General features: G+C 63.4%; 21 protein-coding genes and 1 pseudogene. 9 read left to right on the top strand and 13 right to left on the bottom strand.

Translation table 11 applies throughout. The annotated features are described in order from the left end of the window. Positions 1-740: 740 nt before the first annotated feature. The 11 genes and pseudogenes from P9230_RS00680 to P9230_RS00630 form a co-directional block, all read right to left on the bottom strand. A complete protein-coding gene (locus tag P9230_RS00680) occupies positions 741-1,277 on the bottom strand; it encodes a hypothetical protein (protein ID WP_278116984.1) in 537 nt (178 codons plus the stop codon). 135 nt (positions 1,278-1,412) lie between these two features. Next, positions 1,413-2,159, bottom strand: coding sequence for a hypothetical protein (locus P9230_RS00675; RefSeq protein ID WP_278116982.1), 747 nt, complete (start codon positions 2,157-2,159; stop codon positions 1,413-1,415). An 18-nt stretch (positions 2,160-2,177) separates the two neighbouring features. Beyond that, a complete protein-coding gene (locus tag P9230_RS00670; protein ID WP_278116980.1) occupies positions 2,178-2,954 on the bottom strand; it encodes a hypothetical protein in 777 nt (258 codons plus the stop codon). A gap of 13 nt (positions 2,955-2,967) precedes the next feature. Continuing rightward, complete coding sequence (locus P9230_RS00665; protein WP_278116978.1) at positions 2,968-3,429, bottom strand: hypothetical protein; 462 nt, start codon at positions 3,427-3,429, stop codon at positions 2,968-2,970. Positions 3,430-3,556: 127 nt separating this feature from the next. Next, a complete protein-coding gene (locus P9230_RS00660; RefSeq protein ID WP_278116976.1) occupies positions 3,557-4,426 on the bottom strand; it encodes a ParB N-terminal domain-containing protein in 870 nt (289 codons plus the stop codon). Between the two features lie 57 nt (positions 4,427-4,483). Further along, complete coding sequence (locus P9230_RS00655) at positions 4,484-4,960, bottom strand: hypothetical protein (protein WP_278116975.1); 477 nt, start codon at positions 4,958-4,960, stop codon at positions 4,484-4,486. Positions 4,961-5,216: 256 nt separating this feature from the next. Further along, on the bottom strand, positions 5,217-6,716 hold the full coding sequence (locus P9230_RS00650; RefSeq protein WP_278116973.1) for a recombinase family protein: 1,500 nt from the start codon (positions 6,714-6,716) through the stop codon (positions 5,217-5,219). Between the two features lie 63 nt (positions 6,717-6,779). Continuing rightward, positions 6,780-7,325 (bottom strand): annotated as a pseudogene (locus P9230_RS00645) (DNA-processing protein DprA); the annotation flags it as partial. Next, positions 7,322-7,903: a glycerol-3-phosphate 1-O-acyltransferase PlsY gene (gene plsY / locus P9230_RS00640; protein WP_067319814.1), complete on the bottom strand. Its 582-nt coding sequence runs from the start codon at positions 7,901-7,903 to the stop codon at positions 7,322-7,324. The pseudogene P9230_RS00645 and the gene plsY, both read right to left, overlap by 4 nt. Before the next feature lie 55 nt (positions 7,904-7,958). Next, positions 7,959-9,245, bottom strand: coding sequence for a dihydroorotase (locus P9230_RS00635; RefSeq protein ID WP_095800782.1), 1,287 nt, complete (start codon positions 9,243-9,245; stop codon positions 7,959-7,961). Then, on the bottom strand, positions 9,242-10,207 hold the full coding sequence (locus P9230_RS00630; RefSeq protein ID WP_095777744.1) for an aspartate carbamoyltransferase catalytic subunit: 966 nt from the start codon (positions 10,205-10,207) through the stop codon (positions 9,242-9,244). The genes P9230_RS00635 and P9230_RS00630 overlap by 4 nt, the downstream gene beginning before the upstream one ends. Before the next feature lie 182 nt (positions 10,208-10,389). Here P9230_RS00630 and P9230_RS00625 point away from each other — a divergent pair, with 182 nt between their 5' ends. The 3 genes from P9230_RS00625 (at position 10,390) to P9230_RS00615 (ending at position 13,072) form a co-directional block, all read left to right on the top strand. Next, positions 10,390-12,018, top strand: a complete 1,629-nt coding sequence (locus tag P9230_RS00625) for a DNA alkylation response protein (protein ID WP_127240658.1) — start codon at positions 10,390-10,392, stop codon at positions 12,016-12,018. A 152-nt stretch (positions 12,019-12,170) separates the two neighbouring features. After that, positions 12,171-12,731 (top strand): hypothetical protein, encoded by a 561-nt coding sequence (locus P9230_RS00620; protein ID WP_127240657.1) that lies wholly within the window; start codon positions 12,171-12,173, stop codon positions 12,729-12,731. Then, positions 12,731-13,072, top strand: a complete 342-nt coding sequence (locus P9230_RS00615; protein ID WP_066992578.1) for a DUF6105 family protein — start codon at positions 12,731-12,733, stop codon at positions 13,070-13,072. Before P9230_RS00620 ends, P9230_RS00615 begins: the two co-directional genes overlap by 1 nt. On the opposite strand, the gene ruvX is transcribed toward P9230_RS00615, so the two are convergent. Continuing rightward, on the bottom strand, positions 13,014-13,496 hold the full coding sequence (gene ruvX / locus P9230_RS00610) for a Holliday junction resolvase RuvX (RefSeq protein ID WP_095780546.1): 483 nt from the start codon (positions 13,494-13,496) through the stop codon (positions 13,014-13,016). The genes P9230_RS00615 and ruvX overlap by 59 nt on opposite strands. Before the next feature lie 107 nt (positions 13,497-13,603). Between ruvX and P9230_RS00605 the strand changes: the two genes are divergently transcribed. From P9230_RS00605 to P9230_RS00585, 5 genes are all read left to right on the top strand, one after another. Further along, the gene (locus P9230_RS00605; protein ID WP_127404106.1) at positions 13,604-14,311 is read left to right on the top strand and encodes a metal-dependent hydrolase; all 708 of its coding nucleotides are present in this window, start codon (positions 13,604-13,606) and stop codon (positions 14,309-14,311) included. A 137-nt stretch (positions 14,312-14,448) separates the two neighbouring features. Beyond that, positions 14,449-14,736 carry an Asp-tRNA(Asn)/Glu-tRNA(Gln) amidotransferase subunit GatC gene (gene gatC / locus P9230_RS00600; protein ID WP_278116970.1) on the top strand — a complete coding sequence of 96 codons (288 nt, stop codon included), beginning with the start codon at positions 14,449-14,451 and terminating at the stop codon, positions 14,734-14,736. 7 nt (positions 14,737-14,743) lie between these two features. Next, positions 14,744-15,202, top strand: coding sequence for a GNAT family N-acetyltransferase (locus P9230_RS00595; protein ID WP_067319833.1), 459 nt, complete (start codon positions 14,744-14,746; stop codon positions 15,200-15,202). Further along, a complete protein-coding gene (locus P9230_RS00590; RefSeq protein ID WP_067319835.1) occupies positions 15,202-16,767 on the top strand; it encodes an amidase family protein in 1,566 nt (521 codons plus the stop codon). Before P9230_RS00595 ends, P9230_RS00590 begins: the two co-directional genes overlap by 1 nt. A gap of 82 nt (positions 16,768-16,849) precedes the next feature. After that, positions 16,850-17,647, top strand: a complete 798-nt coding sequence (locus P9230_RS00585) for a YdcF family protein (protein WP_278116967.1) — start codon at positions 16,850-16,852, stop codon at positions 17,645-17,647. Here the strand turns inward: P9230_RS00585 and P9230_RS00580 are convergent. Then, positions 17,620-18,339, bottom strand: a complete 720-nt coding sequence (locus tag P9230_RS00580) for a DUF599 domain-containing protein (protein ID WP_278116965.1) — start codon at positions 18,337-18,339, stop codon at positions 17,620-17,622. The genes P9230_RS00585 and P9230_RS00580 overlap by 28 nt on opposite strands. Positions 18,340-18,512: 173 nt before the next feature. Between P9230_RS00580 and P9230_RS00575 the strand changes: the two genes are divergently transcribed. Then, positions 18,513-19,916 (top strand): L-serine ammonia-lyase, encoded by a 1,404-nt coding sequence (locus P9230_RS00575; protein WP_095800775.1) that lies wholly within the window; start codon positions 18,513-18,515, stop codon positions 19,914-19,916. Positions 19,917-20,009: the final 93 nt, after the last annotated feature.

Raw genomic sequence — 20,009 nt, 5'->3', positions numbered from 1 at the left:
GTGATCGACCTCTTTCAAGGGGGCTTCTCCGAGGAAGTCGAGTTGTGGCGGGCGCTTTCGAAGAGGCGTCGGGCTTAAGGCTTGGCCGCTGGTGAGTCACTTTGACTCGGGCAGCCCTGCTTCTCTCGGCTGCGGGTGTGTGGTTCATAGCCACTCGGCAACTACGCCACGCCTTAGGAAAGCCGAGAAATGTCAAGTTACGTGATCACTTATTTCAATGAAGCCGGGGAGACCCTCGGGGAACTCACGACCTCGCAGCGGTCCCATTGGGATGCCTGCGATTTCGGCTGGGAGAGTGCGCCTGAGGGCACTGACGACTTTCAAGTCTGGGAGGTGGACGGAGTTAGACAGGATGATCTCCCGGCAGCCATCGTCTGCTCTTTTCGTTCAAGTTCTTCCAACAGTACGACGAAGCGAGGCGGCAGGACTGGGTCTACCTGCAAATGCCGGTGATGAAGCAGACGCTTTCGGTTATCCTCCGAACAGATCATCTCTCGGAAGGCTCGCCCCCATATTGTTGGCTGGGCCATTATGGTTCCTTTTGTCGGACAATTCGCGAGGAGACAAAGGGTTCCATCACGGGGCCGAAATTGTGTGTGGACACTTCTTAGGGGTGACCGAGTCGCTGGGATGTCTACCCTATGCCTGCCATGGGGAGTGTACACAGCGCACCCTCCTGCCATCTCCAAACCGAATTTGAAACACGAAAGAAAGGGCAGGAGGGTGCGCGTGTTATTCACTCAAGCTGTGGCAATCTCTAACGCGCTCTGATGTTCCGCCAGATCGGTCTCGGCCAAGGCGTCGGCAGTGTCCGTTACGTCGACCTCAGGACCACTCAGGGCCGGGAAGATCGACGCCAATTCCTTCTGGGTCACCTTAGGAGTGCCTGCGGTCAAATCGCGCTGCGGTTTGGTCTCGGCGGTATAGGGCAGGCCCGTCGCTGGGTCATGGGTGCCCCGCAGGATACCCGCACGGACCTCGGCCATGGCCATACGGTCAGAGCGATCAGCGGCGGCGGCAGCCTCAGCGTATCCGGGCCTGTCCCCACCGTGAGAGCGCGTCCGAACGTCGACCTTGCGGATGGCCTCGCGGACCAGATTCATGGCCTCGCGTTCCTGTTTTAGCTGACGCTCAAGCTCCTGGCGCTGTGCGACCAGGGTGGAGTTTTCATTAGTCAGCCGGGTGATCTCGGCGTTGAGCTTGCCGACCTCGGTGGAGTTGTCGAGGGCGTCGAGTTGGGCGAGGAGTTCCTCGCGTGTCATGGGCTTCTTGGCCATGTTCTTCCTTTCTGACCCTCACTCTGAATGAGGGCTGTGTGATGTTGCTTAGTGAGGCAGCAGGGCTGCGATGGTGGCGGCGGTCGCGAGGACCAGATAGAGGGTGGTGAGGTGTCTCATGAGAAAAGCCATGGATCAGAACTCGTCCGCATCGGGCAGAGACTGCCACCACCAGTCATAGGCCTGCGGTAGGCGGGCAGGGTCCAAGCGACCAGTGACCACATCGGACACGATGCGTCGGGCGAAGGGGTCATCCGTGCGGGAGGCGGCATAGACCAGAGATGACCAGCGTTCGTCGCCTACATGCTCGGATGCGACGGGAGAGGCCTCCACCACAGCTGTCTCGACAAGGGCTGAGGCGGTCGCGGTGTCTACGCCGGTGGCCTCGGAGAGACGGGCAAGCGTGTCGTTGAAGTCGCCCGTTTCGACCATGGTCTCCACGCCGTCCACGAAGGCCTCAGGCGTGAAGCATTCAGCGATGGCGTCGAGGGTCTCGGAGAGCGACGGCGCGGCATCTTCGTCCTTGATCTCAAGTTGTTCCTGGAGGGCCTCAAGGTCCGCGTCGGACAACTCGTCGATGTCGATGTCTTCGAGCGGGTCGTGACCGGCAGGGATGGCCTCGGGATTCAGGGCTGGGTGGCTGGGAGCGAGGTATCCTTGAGTTGAGGTTACCTCCACTTCAGACCTGGAGACACCTCCAGACAAACCAAGCTCAGCCGCGATGTCGGCATCCACGTAGGTGTTGAGACCAGCTACGAAGACCTTGCCCTCAGGGGCAGGACCGGCGGCAGAGCCTGAGGCATAGTTCGGGTTGCTGTTGGGGGACCAACCGGACCTGGGGTCCATCGGGTTGGGTAAGCGCATCATTCCGTCATCGGACATGAGAATGTTTCCTTGGCGTTAAAGAAGACCAGCGGCCTTGAGGGCCATGCGGGTGTAGTCGCGGAGGGTCAGGGACCGACCGTCGTTGGTGGAGACGGGCGAGGACCAGAAGTCCTTGCCGTAGATCGCGGCGGCGTGGTGGACGAAGTCTCGGCCAAGGAGCCGGTGGGTTGCCCCAGAGGTCTCCTTGATCAGCTTCGTTCGACCAATGCTCTTGCGGAAGTCCCCCAGGAGGGCACCGGCTCGAGTTGTCAGGAAACCCTTGCGGTTTTCCCAAAGGCCCCTGGCGTGACCTGTGTCGTAGTAGACCTCCATCCACCCGATCAGCGCCAGGGCATTGCTGACCGCCTCGGTATAGGTTCGCTTGTCACAGTGCTGCCAGTTGGCGAGGAGACCCTTGGCCTTGGCTATCTGTGGCAATCCCTTGTGGATGTCGGCGGGGGTGAGGCAGAAGGCTGGCGGCTGGGCCATGCGCCGCTCAAGGCCCCTGAGGTCCACCTCGATACGCTCGGCCAGCTTGGCGTCGGTCTGGAGGTAGACGGCAATGGCGTGGCGGAAGATCGCCAGTTCGTTACGTGACGGGAGGCGGGCCAGGGGATCACCCCGAGAACTCGCGGCGTCCCTGTGGGTGCCACAGTAGCGGGAGACACCTGAACGCCTCCGGTCGCAGCCAGGGCAAGAACAAGGTTTGCGTTCGTTGATGATCTGTCGGCGGCGCAACTGAGCGCCATTGTCAGGGGCTTGGACACCCACACGCCAGTCGCGCGGGTGACCCCGAGTGACGGGAGATGCCATAAGGTTCCTTGGGTTACTGGAAGGCGCCGTAGTTCTTGAGACCAGAGGTTGCGATGTCCGTGAGAGTGGACATGGGGTTGGGCTTCAGCGCGTTGACGGTACTCTGGGCCTGTATCTGTTGGGACTTGCCAGTCATGATGTAGTTGGCCCTGGCGCCGTCCATCTGGTCCTTGGCGTTGGCGATAGAGAGGGCAGTCTGGCGGGACTGTTCGGCAACGCGGAGACCAGCGGTGGAGCCGGTCATGCCAGCGCCTGAGGCGACTGCCGTCGATTTGGCACGGTCGCCCTCCAACTGGGCCTGATAGCCATCCTTGAGGGCGGCATTTGTGTTCACGATGAACTCGCGTTGGTTGGCGGCTTGCTGGAGATTGTAGTTGGTAACTGCAGCCCTTTGTTTGTCGCTCGCTATGGATGCCTCACCGGCAGCTTGAGCCGCCCCGGCAGCAAGGCCGAGGACTAATCCGAAATCGCACACGGCGACCTCCTATGGTTGGGTCTGGAGAGGCCTCGGAGAGGCGCTATGAATGGTGGGTTTGGTGCCAGCGGTTTGCCCAGCGATGGGCCTACTGGGCAACGCTACATGGGCAATATGCCCAGTCAGCTTAGTAGTCTGGGTTGTCCCGCTCCTCGATCATGCGATCAAGGTTGGCCGCGACATGCTCACTAAAGGCGGGTGCCTCAAGGAGCCACGCCGGGAAGCGTTTATCGAGAACCACAAGGGCCTCAGCGAGGATGTCCGCATTCTTGAACAACTGGGAGCCGAAGGTCTTGCGTAAGCGCCGCTCATAGTCAGAGACCATCTTGGAACGCCAGTCAGGGACGGGCGCCTTAGGTGCGCACCCCTGCAACTCGTCTCTGGCGTCCTGCCACGTGAGCGACATGAGATGCTCTTGGTTTGCTCCTGCCCCGAGGAGACCCTCGCGGACCTTGCGCATATTCTTCACGGTGCCATCCGCTACTGAACAACTGCGCCGTATCCGTTCGCGGGATAGGTCTGTGGTGACCGTCAGGAACCAGGCACGATCAAGCTTCTCAACAAGGGTCATGGGCAGATGGTCCTTTGAGTTGGCCTCGACGGCGAACGCCAGGGCTTCCTCAAGGGTCCCCTCGAAGACCTTGACGGGCACGGCTGTGTGAACGCCAGACCGGAGGTAAGCGTGTCTGCGGTGGTGGCCATCGATCACATACCAGCGGTCGCCACCCCACCACACCACAAGAGGGTCGAGGTAGGTGGGATTGGACGGGGAGCCGATAGCGGCCATAAGGGTTTCAATGTGCCGCTCACCCTCCAGCTTGCGGCCTTCGAGTTCCCGAGGCTGGAAGACACCCGTCATTGACGTGACGCGGGAGGGGCCGGTGGGTCCCTTGAGGTCGAGATGCGTCGGGCGAGGAGAAGGTGGCGCGGAGCCGTTCGTTTCGAGAGCCTGTCTGATTAACCGGAGGGCCTCGGGTGTGGTAATCTGTTCCGTCATTTGGAACCTTTCGTTTGGTGCTGAGTGGGCAACGCTACATTGGGCATTTGCCCAGCCCTACGCGTCCTTGCCGCGTCGGAAGGCCTGGAGTTCATCGACCGTGTGACGGCTGGTGAACCACTCGGCCATGAGGTCTCGGGTGTCGTCGGGTCGGCGGGTGCCTTCGGCGACAAGAGCGGCTATCTGGTCATGTTCCAAATAGACGGTGTCAGATGGAAGCCACCCGAGGAGCCGGAAGGCCCAGAGGGTTCCAAGGATTTCCTTGATGACTTCAACGTGGACGCGGTGGTTACAGCGGACCCTTTCCATGTCCTTGACGCTGCACCCTTCCGGCACCATTCCACCAACGTGGGCGAGGCGGCGGGTGGCGCGGGTGATGCGGACGGGCAGGGGTGACTCACGCGCCCAGTGGCGTTTGCTGGGATGCGGGAAGGTCTTCGCGAGGCTTGGGGTTTTCGAGGGAATGCGCATGGCTTCACGGAGGGCGAGCAACTCGGCATCGCCAGCCGCATCCACAGGAGCGGTATAGGTCATGATGGCCTACATGTTGTGTTGATGTGGTAGTTAAGCGCCAAATGTAGTGGCGAGAGCGTGGATGATCAGAAGGGACCACCAAGAGAAAAATCGGGAAGACAGGGGAGGAAACAAAGGTAAGCCTGGAACTTTCCCTGTCTCCATATGACGACATAACTTGGTTAGAAGACGCTAATGTTGCGTCTCCGTTCTCCATATGATGACATAATTAGAAGGTGCTAATGTTCTTCTTGCCCTTCCCTGTATGGCAACCTAATCAGCCCAGCTCTCCCGTGCCGTCGAAAACGATGGCGTGGGTGTGACCACTACGCATGGTCACCATGGCGCGCCTGAGGGTCTTGCTGTCGCTCTCAAGGTCGATGCGAGACACAAGGTTCCCGAGGAGCCTCTGGGCCTCCTTGCGGTCCTCCTTGGCCAGCCGGTCCATTTCCTGCTGGTCATGCTCGAAGTCTGCCAAGCAGGCCTCAGCGTCCTCAGCCCGGGCGATCTCCTCGCGTAGCCGAATTAGTTCACCGCGCTTGGCCTCGATCTCGGAAGTCAGGGCGGCTGACTGGTCGAGCAGGAACTTACGTGAGGCGGCGTCGGTGGCCTCAGCCATACCAGCCAGGATGTTGCCCTGCTTGGACTCAAGGGCACCTATCGCGTCGGCAAGTTCGGTAGCCCTGTCGGCGGACCCTTCCGCTGCTTGCCCCGGTATAGGAACGGCCAGGAAGCCGACGCGTGAAAGCATCTCACTCTCGAAGGACTCATAGCGCCAGTTGGGGGCCTTGCAGTCCGTCCGCTTCGTGGTCTTGCCAGAGCAGATGAGGTAGCGGAACTCGCCGAACTTTGAGGATGTCAAGTTCATGACGGACCCACAGTGGCCACAGTGGACCAGCCGAGGAAACAGCGTGGCAGTGTTGCCGTTCTGGGGATTGTGGACCCTCTGGCGGGTACGATGCTGGATGGACAGCCACTCGGTCTCGGTGATGAGAGGCGGGTAGTAGTCGCGGACTTCGTCACCCTTGACCACAAGGGACCCATAAGCCGCCTTGGATTTGATGATGTCCTGAACCACGCTCTTGCCCCATTGACCCCCTTTGGGAGACGGGAGGCCCTTGGCGTTCAACTGCTGAGTAATGGCCCCCTGGCCCACGCCGTCCTTGGCAAGCTGGAATATCAGCCGGGCATCGTCGGCTCTGGTGTTCAACTGCTGGGTCTGCTGGTCAATCCAGAAGGGAACCTTGGACATCTTGACCTTACCCTGTCGTGCCCTGTTGGCGCGGTTGTTCCACTCTGACCCAACACGCTCCGATATCTTGGCGCTATAGGCGTTGGCTGCTTGCATCTCCATCAAGGACATAACTAACAGCATGACGTTGGAGCGGTAGTCGTCGATGGTGTGGACGCGCTGGTCGTGCAAGGTCACGATGGTGAGGCCGGTCTTGAGAACGGCAAGGAAGTACTCCTGGGCGTCCAAGTAGTTGACGCGGGAGATTCGGTCGACGTTTTCCACCAATAGCACCATGTCGGACGGGATCACACCAGCCTTGATGTCTGCCACCAGTTTGCCAAAGGATGCCTCAAGGTTAGCGCCCTTGAAGGCAGAGACACCTTCGTCCTTTAGCTTGAGATCGAGGACCAGCCCATGGGTGGAGCAGAACCTTTCAGCTGCCTCGGTCTGGCGCCTCAGGCTATCGCCGGATGTCTGACCGTCTGAGGACCAGCGAGCGTAGCTGACGGCCCTGCGGCCCTTGAGGTCTCTGGGTTGCAGCATGGTGGTGTAGTCCCCGTGTTCGCTTCGATGGGGACCTGATACTCGTTTGTAGAGTGGCCGTCAAGGCACATCGAGGCCGCCGGCCAGCACTCCGACCGTGCCGGTCGAAAGGCTCCCCTGATGCGCCGCGGTGTCGATGCCGCGTGCGAGGCCGGAGACGATGGCGTAGCCCTCGCGACCGAGGTCGCTCGCCAGCATGCGCGCCATCTTGATGCCGGCGAGCGAGGCGTTGCGGGCGCCGACGATCGCCACCGCAGGGAGACGGAACACCGCGCCTTCACCCTTCACCGCCAACAGCGGCGGCGGGTTGTCCAGGGTCTTCAGCAAAGCGGGATAGTCTGCTTCGCCGATGCCGACGAAGCGGGCGCCGGCGCGCCGGGCCGCTTCCAACTCCGCCTCGGCTTCGCCAGCGGAGGGAATGCGAGCGATGCGGTTGGCGCCGCCCGAGATCATCAGCTCGGGCAGCATTTCGAGCGCGGCTTCGGCCGAGCCGAAGCGGTTGATCAGTTCGCGAAAAGAGGCAGGGCCGACATTCGGGGTGCGGATCAGGCGAAGCCAGGCAAGCCGTTGCCGCTCGCTAAGCCGTGGACCGGCGACCGGAGCACTCACCCCTTCGCCCCGATCTTGCCCTCGGTGCCGGCGAGCAGCCGCGAGATGTTGGCGCGGTGCTTGACGAAGACGATCAGGCTCATCAGCGCGAACAGGCCGGCGATCTGAGGCGTGCTGATGAAGTAAAGCGCGATCGGCACGACCACCGTCGCCGCGAGCGCCGCGAGCGAGGAGTAGCGGAACAGGAAGGCCATGGCGAGCCAGACAACGGCGAAGACAACCATGCCCTGCCAGGCAAGCCCGAGCAGCACGCCGAGGTAGGTGGCGACGCCCTTGCCGCCCTTGAATCCTAGCCAGACCGGAAAGAGATGGCCGAGGAAAGCGCCGAAGCCGGCGAGCAGTCCGAAGTCCGGCGAGAAATGTCCGGCGATCAGCACTGCCGCGGTGCCCTTCAGCGCATCGAGCAGCAGCGTCGCAGCGGCGAGCCCCTTGTTGCCGGTGCGCAGCACATTGGTCGCGCCGATGTTGCCTGAACCGATCTGGCGGACATCGCCGAGACCGGCCGCGCGGGTAATCAAAAGCCCGAACGGGATCGAGCCGAGCAGGTATCCGAAGATCAGTGCGAGCCCGTAACCCATTGTCCCCCACCTATTTCAGCCGATCCAGCTGCTTCCGGCTTTGGTCGATTGATGTTCAGGCCGAAAACACTGTGCGGCCCGCTACCATGGTTTGCAAGACTTTGCCCTGAAGGCGCGCGCCTTCGAAACAGGTGTTCTTCGACCGCGAGTGCAGGCCGCTCTCGCTGACGATCCAGGGCTCGTCAAGATCGACCAGCGCAAGATCGGCCGCGGCACCCGGCTTCAGCGTGCCGCCGGGCAGGCCGAACAGTCTTGCCGGCGCGGTGGACAGGGTCTCAACCAGCCTGAGCAGCGGCACATCGCCATTGTGGTAGAGCCGAAGTGCTGCGCCAAGCAGCGTCTCCAGCCCGATCGCCCCGGCGGCGGCATCCGCGAAAGGCAGTCGCTTGGTATCGACATCCTGCGGGTCGTGCGAGGAGACGATGAGATCGATCGTGCCGTCCTTGATCGCCTCGACCATCGCCATCCGGTCGTCCTCGGCGCGCAAGGGCGGGGTGAGCCGGAAGAAGGTGCGGTATTCGCCGACATCGTTCTCATTGAGCGACAGATTGTGGATGGCGACGCCCGCCGTGACATTGGCGCCGTCGGCCTTTGCCCGGCTCACCGCGCCAACCGCCATCGCAGTCGAGATCTTGGCGGCGTGATAGGCGCCGCCGGTCAGCCGCGCCAGCGCCAGGTCCCGCTCCAGCGGGATGAGCTCGGCCTCGCGCGGGATGCCGGAAAGGCCGAGCCAGCTCGCATAAAGGCCCTCGTTCATCACGCCGGCCGAGGCAAGGTCGGCATCCTGGGTTTCATGCGCGATCACGCTACCGAAATCGCGGGCATAAGTCAGCGCGCGGCGCATGACCAAGGCGTTGGCGATCGTGTGTCGACCATCGGTGAAGGCCACGGCGCCGGCTTCGCGCAGCAGGCCGAACTCGGTCATCTCGCGGCCGTCGAGACCCTTGGTGATTGCCGCCGCTGGGAAGATGTTGACGCTTGCGGTGTCCCTTGCCGTGCGCAGCACGAATTCGACCAGCGCCACATTGTCGATCACCGGATTGGTGTCAGGCATCATGACGATGGAGGTGACGCCGCCGGCTGCCGCAGCGACGCTTGCCGAGGCGATGGTCTCGCGGTGCTCACCGCCGGGTTCGCCGATGAAGACGCGGGCATCGATGAGACCCGGAATAATCGTCTTGCCGGCGCAGTCGATGACGACAGCGCCTTCGGGCGCGCCCTGGTTCAGCGCCGCCTTGCCGGCGGCGACGATCCGGCGGCCGTCGACGATTACCGCACCGATCTCGTCGACACCGCGCGAGGGGTCGACGATGCGGGCCTTGTTGAAGACCGTCACGCTCATGCGCCGCGTCCCTCCTGGTTGCGACGCGGGTCTAACAGCGCTTGCATAACCGCCATGCGCACGGCTACGCCCATCTCGACCTGTTCCTGGATGACGCTCTGCGGCCCGTCGGCGATCTCCGAGGCGATCTCGACGCCGCGGTTCATCGGCCCGGGATGCATGACCAGCGCATCCTCCTTGGCCGCTTTCAGCTTCTCGGCGTCGAGGCCGAAATAGCGGAAATATTCGCGGATCGACGGCACGAAGGCGCCTTCCATGCGCTCGCGCTGCAGGCGCAGCATCATCACGACGTCGGCGTCCTTCAGTCCTTCCGCCATCGAGCGCGACACGATCACGCCCATCCTGTCGATGCCCGCGGGCAGTAGCGTGGAGGGTGCGACCACCCGCACCTGCGCGCCGAGCGCGTTCAAGAGCATGATGTTGGAGCGGGCGACGCGCGAATGCAGAATGTCGCCGCAGATCGCCACGATCAGCTTCGACAGCGGTCCCTTGGCGCGGCGTATGGTCAGCGCGTCGAGCAGCGCCTGCGTCGGGTGCTCATGCGCGCCGTCGCCGGCGTTGACCACCGAGCAGCCGACCTTTTGCGCCAGAAGCGCTGCCGCGCCCGCCGACTGATGGCGGATGATCAGGATATCCGGACGCATGGCGTTGAGCGTCATGGCGGTGTCGATCAGGGTCTCGCCCTTCTTCACCGAAGAGCTCGCCACCGACATGTTCATGACGTCGGCCCCGAGCCGTTTTCCGGCGAGCTCGAAGGACGATTGCGTGCGGGTCGAGGCCTCGTAGAAGAGGTTGATTTGTGTCCGGCCGCGCAGCGTCGAGGTCTTCTTTTCAGATTGCCGCGAGATCGAGACGGCCCGGTCGGCGCGATCGAGCAACAGCTCGATATCAGCGGGGGAAAGATCGCGGATGCCTAGAAGATGGCGGTGAGGGAACAGCGGCAGGGACGAAGCGTCGGTCATCTCAAGGCGCTGCTATAGGGTGCGGTCCGGTCAGCCGCAAGCGCCAGCTTTGGATTGCGCGCGTTCTCCCCGGTATTTTCGTCGCGCGCCTTGCATTGCTTGGCTATAAGGCCCGATGGCTTCGGATTCGCGACCGCGGCCTTGAGATGGTAAGGACCTCTCTGCCAACTGAAGGATTGGGCGTGACCGACGAGGTGATCAACCAGCCGCCGCCACTGACGGGCGGCAACGCATGGCGGGGCGATCCGTTGCTCATCCAGCTTGCCGAGCGTTTTTCCGATTCCGTCCGCAAGGATCTGGACGGGCTCGGCAGGTTCGTCATGACGCAGGAAGCACAGGAACTTGCCCGGCTCGCCAACACCGACACACCGAAGCTCAGGACGCATGACCGCCAGGGCCGACGCGTCGATCTGGTCGAGTTTCATCCCGCTTATCACGCGCTCATGCGACGCTCGGTTGCCGGCGGCCTGCATTCCTCGGTTTGGGAAAACGGCGATGCCGAGATCGGCCGCCGGCATCAGGTGAGGGCGGCGCGCTTCTACCTGACCGCGGAGCTCGAGACCGGACATCTTTGCCCCATCACCATGACCAGCGCTTCGCTGGCGGCGCTGATGGCGAGCCCAAAGCTGTTCCGCGAATGGGCGCCGCGCGTGACAACGCGCAAATACGACCAGAGCCAGAAGCCGCCGGTGCAAAAGACCGGGCTTACCCTCGGCATGGGTATGACCGAGAAACAGGGCGGCACCGACGTGCGCGCCAATGTCACAAAGGCCGAGCGCGCGGGAAACGGCTTCTATCGGCTGACCGGGCATAAATGGTTCATGTCGGCGCCGATGTCCGACGCCTTTCTCGTGCTCGGCCAGGTGCCGGAAGGGCTTTCATGCTTCCTGGTTCCGCGCATCCTGGGCGACGGCTCGGGCAATGGCTTCCGTTTCCAGCGCCTGAAGGACAAGCTCGGCAATCGCTCCAACGCCTCGTCGGAGGTCGAGTTCGCCAATGCCATCGGCGAGATGGTCGGCGAGCCGGGCGCCGGGATCAAGACGATCATGGACATGGTCACGCTGACCAGGCTCGACTGCGCCGTCGCTTCGTCAGCGCTCATGCGCGCCGGGCTGGCCGAAGCCGTCCACCACGTGCGCCATCGCCAGGTGTTCGGCACCAGTCTGGTCGATCAACCGCTGATGCAGCGGGTCCTTGCCGACATGGCGCTCGACGTTGCCGCCGCGACGGCGCTGTCGTTCCGGCTGGCGCGTTCCTTCGACGAGGCGGCGAGCGATCGCGGCGAGGCGGCCTTTGCACGCGCCATGACGCCGGTGGTCAAATACTGGGTATGCAAGATCGCACCGGCCTTGCTTTACGAGGCGATGGAGTGCCTCGGCGGCAACGGCTATGTGGAGGAAGCGCCGCTTGCTCGCTATTACCGTGAGGCTCCGGTCAACGCGATCTGGGAAGGCTCCGGCAACGTCATGGCGCTCGACGTGCTGCGTGTGCTTGGCCGCGCGCCAGGCCTGTTCGAGGAGGTGCTGGCCGGCATCGACCGCGACCTCGGCGCCGGCGGGCGGGGCACCATCAGCGTGCTCAATGCGGCCATGCAGGTGGCTTCGACCGACCAGGGCTCTGCTCGCCTGCTGACCGAACAGCTGGCGCTTTCGGCGGCGGCGGCGGAGCTGCGCCGGCTGGGGGCAGGGCGGATCGCCGACGCCTTCGTCGAAACAAGACTCGGCGGCCAATGGCGCACCACCTACGGCATGCTCGATTCGCGCCATGACGCGCGCATGATCATCGACACGCTTTACCCGCCGCTGAATTGAGCGGCCTGAAAGGCGTTCGATCGCCGGCCTGTGGATTGCCGTTAACCTTAACGAATGGTTTCCGTTGCGGGGAGGCTTCGCGGAGCCCACTCTGTCCACCGGAGTAGGGAAATGTTAACCATGACGATCCCGTGCTCCCAGGCAGGAAGCGCATGCGGCACGTTTTGACATCATTTCTGGCCTTGCATTGGGCGGTTGTCTTCGCCCTGCTGGCCTACATCTGCATGGATGGCAATCGCGGCATCGCGTCGGCGCTCGGCGTGCTTGGCGTCTCGCTGCAAAGCAGCCGTTTCCCGGATCTCGATCATGCTCTCGTCGTGGCGCCGCTCGCGGTCGCTCTGCTGATCGTCGCGCTGCTGTTCTGCTGGGCCTTCGTCGAGACGCTGCTCAACATCGCGACAAGGCCGGATGCGGGCGATACGGTGGTGCGGATAGCCTTCATCTGCGCCTCCTTCCTGCTTTCGGTGATTCTCGTCGGCGGCGCCGCGCAAGGCATCAACGGGCTGTTCATGGTCGTCGCCATCCAGATGACGGCGCTGCTCGCCTCTTATGTCGCGGTGCTCGCCGAGCGACGCTCGGCTCTCGCCGCGATGACCTTGCATGAAGGCGAAGCCCCCCTGGTTTCCCATCGCATGGCAGCGGGCGTCGCGCACAGCTCGCTCCTGTCCCGCATCTCCAGCCGGCCGGAAACCAGACCCGGAGGTCGCCGCTGATGCGCGCCTTGTTCGCATTCTGGGCGGCTCCGCTGGTCCTGTTCTGGGGCTGGTTCTTCCTGTCTCTCAACGACATCAATTTCGGCTACGTGATGCTCAGCCGCCAATTGCACGACCTGGTCTTCCAGCTTTACGGCCAGATGCTCGGCGTCGATCCGGGGATCATCCCCGGTATGGTGGCGCGGGCCTGCGTGTTCGACAGTTTCCTGCTGCTCGGACTGGTGGCATTCCGCCGCCGGCGCCAAATCGCCGAATGGATCAGGCGGCGCCGGGAAGGCCCTGTCAGCCCCGATCAGCTCGGCCGAGCGACTGGAGTCGGTCCAACGCTCCCTGCAGAATAAAGGCCGCCGCCGCCGAATCGATCTTGCCGGCGCGCTTCTTGCGCGAGAAATCCATCTCGATCAGCGTCCGTTCCGCCGCGACCGTCGACAGCCGCTCGTCCCATAGCACGAAGGGCAGGTCGGACAAGGCGGCCATGTTGCGCGCGAAGGCGCGGGACTTCTGGGCGCGCGGACCTTCCGATCCGTCCATGTTGACGGGAAGGCCGAGCACGATCGCGCCGACATTGTCCTTCTCGAGCTGAGCCAGCAACTGGGCGGCATCGAGCGAAAACTTCTTGCGCAGGATTACTGGGCGCGGATGGGCAAAGGACAGGCTTCGGTCCGATACCGCCACGCCGATCGTCTTGTCGCCCAGATCAAGCCCGGCGAGCGTGCGGCCGCCCGCGAGAAGTGCCGGCAATTCCTCAATGCTTATGATGCCCAACGGCTCGTCCTGGTTAGTCGCCGCGCGCCTTTTTGATCGGCCGCGGGACTTTCAATTTGCTTTCGGCGTTCTATCCTTTGGCAACGAGAAAATCGAGGAATCCCTTCATGAAACTGACCTGGTATGGACATTCGGCATTCCGCATCGAGACCAAGGACGCCAACATCCTCATAGACCCGTATCTGGTCGGCAATCCGTCATGGACGGGCGGCTGGGAAAATCCAGCCGAAGGGGTGACGCATGTTCTTCTGACCCATGGCCACAGCGATCATATCAGCGGAGCCGCCGAGGTACTGAACAAGAGCGGCGCCATGCTGGTCGCCAATTTCGAGATCTGCATGTATCTCGTCGGCCAGGGCGTCAGCGATAAGAAGATTAATCCCGGCAATATCGGCGGTACGGTCGATTGCGGTCCCTTCACCGCCACTTTCGTCCAGGCTTTGCACTCCTCTTCGTTCGGCGGACAAGACGGTACCAACACCTATCTCGGCAATCCGGGCGGGCTCGTGCTGCATTTCCCGGAGGACAAGACGCTCTACCACATGGGCGACACCGACATCTTTTCCGATATGGGGCTGATCAACGAATTGCATGAACCGAAGATCGGCATCGTGCCGGTCGGCGATCGCTTCACCATGGGCGGCGCGGTGGCTGCCCTAGCCTGCCGCCGCTTTTTCCGCTTCGATACGGTCGTTCCCTGCCATTTCGGCACCTTCCCGATGATCGACCAGACCGCCGACAAATTCGTCGCCGGCATGGAGGGATCCGGCGTCAAGGTGGCGCTGCCCGAGATCGGCAAGGCGATCACGATCTAGGCGTTCGCCCTATGTAGTAGGGTACACTACCTAGAGCGGCGCCCGAAGCACCGCATCCCGGTCGGCGGCATGATCTATGTTGCGCCGCAAGCGCGGCGCCGCTATAGCCCGCACTGGTTTTCCCGAGGCAAATAGACATGTCCGTTGATCTTCAGACCGTGAAGCGCGTCGCGCACCTTGCCCGCATTGCCGTGAGCGAGCAGGATGCCGAGCGCATGACAGGCGAGCTGAACGCCATCCTTGGCTTCGTCGAGCAGTTGAACGAGGTGGACGTCTCCGGCGTCGAACCGATGACTTCGGTCACGCCGACGGAGATGAAGAAGCGGCAGGATATGATCACCGACGGCAACAAGGCGGTCGACATCGTCGCCAACGCGCCGGCCACGGAAGAGAATTTCTTCCTCGTTCCCAAGGTTGTGGAGTAAGGGCAGGATGGCCGTCGAAATCGGCGTCGAGACGCCCTTGCAGGACGACGTGCGCGCGCTGGTCGCAGAACTCAACACCGCGCTGCTCGAACTGACGCCGCCGGAACATTGCTATCACCTCACCGTCGAGCAGATGGCTGGCCACGACACGACCGTGTTCGTCGCCCGCGACGCTGGCCTTGCGGTCGGCTGCGGCGCGCTGAAGCGTCATGCGGACGCGGTCGGCGAGGTCAAGCGCATGTACACGCGGCCCACGCATCGCGGCCAGAAGATCGGTGCCCAAATCGTTGCGCGGATCGAGGGTCTGGCGCGGCAGGAAGGCCTGAAGCGCCTGGTTCTGGAGACCGGCGATCGCCACCCTGCCGCCTGGGCCGTCTACGAACGCGCCGGGTTTTCGCGTTGCGGCCCGGTGCTGGATTATCCCGACTCGGAATGGTCGGTGTTTTACGAAAAGAGCCTTACCTGATGAGCGACCTCACACATCTCACCATTTCCGAGGCCCGCGCCAAGCTGCGCGGCAAGGAGATTTCGGCTGCCGAGATCACCGAAGCCTATCTCTCGGCGATCGAGCGCGCCAATCCGGTGCTCAATGCCTATGTCGCGGTGACCGGCGACAAGGCGCGCGAGATGGCCAAGGTTTCCGACGCGAAGCTCGGCAAGGGCGAGGGCGGGGCGCTCGAAGGAATTCCGCTCGGCATCAAGGATCTGTTCGCCACCGAAGGCGTCCACACCCAGGCCTGCAGCCATGTGCTCGACGGTTTCCAACCGCGCTACGAATCGACCGTCACATCCAATCTGTGGGCCGACGGCGCCGTTATGCTCGGCAAGCTCAACATGGACGAGTTCGCCATGGGCTCCTCCAACGAGACCTCCTATTACGGCCCGGTCATCAATCCTTGGCGGCGCTCGCGCCTCGACACGGTGGTGACGCCGACGACGCATCAGGGCGACGGCGGGTTTGTCTCGGCCGGCGGCGCGAAGACCGCGCGGACGCTGGATAACGCCCAGCTGGTGCCGGGCGGCTCCTCCGGCGGATCGGCTTCCGCGGTCGCCGCCTTCCTCTGCGCCGGCGCCACTGCGACCGATACCGGCGGCTCGATCCGCCAGCCGGCAGCCTTCACCGGCACCGTCGGCATCAAGCCGACCTATGGCCGCTGCTCGCGCTGGGGCGTGGTCGCTTTCGCGTCCTCGCTCGACCAGGCCGGTCCGATCGGGCGCGATGTGCGCGACGCCGCGATCCTGTTGAAGTCGATGGCCTCCTCCGACCCGAAGGACACGACGTCGGTCGACCGGCCGGTGCCGGACTACGAGGCGGTGATCGGCAAGCCGATCAAGGGCATGAAGGTCGGCATTCCGAAGGAGTACCGCGTCGACGGCATGCCCGAGGATATCGAGGCGCTCTGGCAGAAAGGAATTGCCTGGCTGAAGGATGCCGGGGCGGAGATCGTCGATATCTCGCTGCCGCACACCAAATACGCGCTGCCGGCCTACTACATCGTGGCGCCGGCCGAGGCCTCGTCCAACCTCGCCCGCTATGACGGCGTGCGCTACGGGTTGCGCGTGCCCGGCAAGGACATCGTCGACATGTATGAGAAGACGCGCGCCGCCGGCTTCGGCCGCGAGGTTAAGCGCCGCATCATGATCGGCACCTATGTGCTTTCCGCGGGTTACTACGACGCCTACTACCTGCAGGCGCAGAAAGTGCGCACGCTGATCAAGCGCGATTTCGAGACCGTCTTTGCTGCCGGTGTCGACGTCATCCTGACCCCGGCCACACCGTCGGCTGCCTTCGGCGTCGCCGACGAGGACATGAACGCCGATCCGGTGAAAATGTATCTCAACGACATCTTCACCGTGACGGTGAACATGGCCGGGTTGCCGGGGATATCGGTGCCCGCCGGCCTTGACCGCAAAGGCCTGCCGCTCGGCCTGCAGCTCATCGGCAGGCCGTTCGACGAGGAAACGCTGTTCCAGACCGCCCACGTCATCGAACAGGCCGCGGGCAGGTTCCAGCCGGACAAGTGGTGGTAGCGTTGTCCCTCATCTAGTCCATTAGCGTTGTGGCGTCCTTTGTGCGTCCAAACGGACGCGCGGCGCCGTAATGGGGTGAGGGATGTTCTATTATCTTTCCAAGATCCTCTGGTTTCTCGTCCAGCCGCTCAATCTGGCGATCTTCCTGCTGCTCGCCGGTCTGCTGGCGGCGCTCTTCCGCCGCCCTCGGCTGGCCGGCACCGGCAGCGTGCTCGCCTTCCTGATCCTCGCGCTTTCGGCCTGGACCTCGCTTGGCGCAATGATGCTCAATCCGCTGGAGGAACGCTTTCCCAAGCCGCCGCTGCCGGACAAGGTCGACGGCATCGTCGTGCTCGGCGGCGGTTTCGAGGGCGCGATCAATCTGGCGCGCGGCGGCTATGAGCTGAACAGCGGCGGCGATCGCATGGTCGAGACCGCGATCCTCGCCAGGCGTTTTCCGCAAGCGAAAGTGGTCGTCTCCGGCGGCAATGGCGAGCTTTTCCTCGACGGCGAGGGCGATGCCGACACCGCGCCGCGCCTGCTCGGCGCGCTGGGGGTCGCGCCCGATCGCCTGATTCTTGAGAACAAGTCCCGCAACACGTACGAAAATGCAGTCTTCACCCGCAGGCTGGTCGAGCCGAAACCGGGCGAGACATGGCTGCTGGTGACGTCTGCCTTCCATATGCCGCGCGCCAAGGCGCTGTTCGACAAGGCCGGTTTTCCAACCGTCCCCTGGCCGGTCGATTACCGCACCTCAGGCAAGGAAGGCATCGGCCTGTTCCGCGACAATCCGGCCGATTCGCTGCAGGCGACCACCATGGCGATCCGCGAATGGATCGGGCTCTCCGCCTATTGGCTGTCGGGCCGCATCGATCAACCTTTCCCGGCGCCGGGCGGCTGACCGAGCACTGCCTGGCGCGCGGCCGAGAAGAACTGGCGCCGCACAAGCACGGCAAGCAGCACGAGCGTCGACAGCACGAACACCGCCGGGCCCACGAACGAGCCGAGATAGCCGATCGAGAAGAAGACGGCGCGCAGGCCGGAATTGAAATGCTTGCCGGCTAGCACGTTCATGCGGGTGGCCCGCCACACCGCCGTCCCGCTGACCGGATTGCGCGAGGCCTCGCCATGCGGGACCGGCACGGCACCGACCAGGATCGAGCAGTAGTTGAACAGCCGGTAGGCCCAGCCGAATTTGAAGAAGGCGAATGCGAGGATCAGCACCAGGCCGAACATCTTGGTCTGGAAGGCCTCGCGGGAGGATGCGGAGGCCAACGGCAAGTCAGCCATTATGGTTAGAACCCGGTCGGAAGCCCCGAGAAGGGCAAAGCAGCCGCCGAGCGCGATCAGCGAGCTCGAGGCAAAGAAGGCGGTGCCTTGCTGCAGCCCGGACATGATGGCGGTGTCGACTATGCGCACCTCGCGCTCGGCCATGTTGCGCATCCAGGCTTCGCGCTGAGCGTTCATGGCCGTGGTCAGCGACACGCGGCTAACGAGCTTGCCGTCGGAGGCCAGCGTATGCAGCACCCAGACGGCTAAGAAGAAGCCTAGAGCGGCCAAGTCTGCCGCCGAAAGATGAAGGGAATCGCCCATACGTTCTTTTACCACAGGCCCGGCGGGCGCTTCGACCGCGGAAGCAAGCGGATACATGTCGCTGCCGGAGCAAACAAGGTCGGCTGACGCCGCGCCGCGACATGCAAAACAGCGGAAACATCGCGAGAATTCCTATATGTAAGTTTTGAGCGGCCTCAAGGAGACAGCGGCGCGTGTTCCTTTCGGTTTTCGACCTGTTCAAGATCGGTATCGGTCCATCGAGTTCGCATACGATGGGGCCGATGACGGCTGCCCGCCGTTTCCTCGACGAAATCCTCGCCGACGACTGGCCGCGCCCGGCCGGCGTCAAGGTCGATCGCATCGGGGCCAGCCTGCACGGCTCGCTCGCTTATACCGGGATCGGCCATGGCTCGGACCGCGCCGTCATCCTCGGCTTGGCCGGCGAGACGCCGCAGACGGTCGATCCGGATGAGGCGGATAGCATCGTTGCCCGCATCGGAACGGAGAAACGGATTTCACCGCCTGGGCATCCGGCCTACCGCTTCGACCCGGCCAAGGATCTGGTGCTCGACCGCAAGACGCCGCTGACCGGCCACGCCAACGGCATGGCCTTCTATGCCTACGATGCGTCCGACCGGCTGCTGCTCAAGCGCATCTATTATTCAATCGGCGGCGGCTTCGTCGTCTCCGAGGAAGAGTTGCAGCGCATGAAGGCCAAGGGCTCGGTGACGACGGAAGGCAAGAAGGTGCCTTATCCGTTCAAGAACGCCGTCGAGATGTTGGCGATGGCGGCCAAGAGCGGGCTTTCGATCGCCGAGATGAAGCGGTCCAACGAGGAAACGCATATGTCGCGCGAGGAGCTGGACGCCGGCCTCGACGCGATCTGGAGCGCCATGAAAGGCTGCATCGACCGCGGGCTGTCGCAGGACGGCATCATGCCGGGCGGACTGAAGGTGCGGCGCCGCGCACGCCAATTGCATGACAAGCTGCAGGAGCAGTGGCAGCAGAACCGGCCCAACCCCTTGCTCGCCAATGACTGGCTGTCGATCTATGCCATGGCGGTGAACGAGGAGAACGCCGCCGGCGGGCGCGTGGTGACCGCGCCGACCAACGGTGCCGCCGGCACGCTGCCGGCGGTGCTGCGCTACTGGCTGCATTTCCATCCCGAAGCCGACCAGCCGAGCATCCGCGACTTCCTGCTGACGGCCGCCGCCGTCGGCGGCATCATCAAGTCAAACGCTTCGATCTCGGGCGCCGAGGTCGGCTGCCAGGGCGAAGTGGGATCCGCTTCGGCAATGGCGGCGGCCGGGCTTTGCGCGGTCATGGGAGGCACTCCGGAGCAGGTCGAGAACGCCGCCGAAATCGCGCTCGAGCACCACCTCGGCATGACCTGCGATCCGGTCGGCGGCCTGGTGCAGGTGCCCTGCATCGAGCGCAATGCGCTGGGCGCGGTCAAGGCGGTGACAGCCGCCTCGCTCGCCATCAAGGGCGACGGGACGCATTTCGTGCCGCTGGATGCTGCGATCGAGACCATGCGCCAGACCGGTCTCGACATGAACGAGAAATACAAGGAAACCAGCCTCGGCGGACTGGCTGTCAACGTGGTCGAGTGCTGACCTTGCCCTTTCCACCGGCGGGCTTGGTTTGCCGAAGCGATCGAAACGGCCACGCTGGCCTCATGATTTGGCTGCAGTCGGCCTGTGCATAAT

It is taken from the genome of Mesorhizobium sp. WSM4887 (assembly GCF_029625865.1).
Taxonomy (GTDB): domain Bacteria; phylum Pseudomonadota; class Alphaproteobacteria; order Rhizobiales; family Rhizobiaceae; genus Mesorhizobium.
Note: the sequence above shows the minus strand (reverse complement) of the source record. Positions and strands in the feature narration are given on the sequence as shown.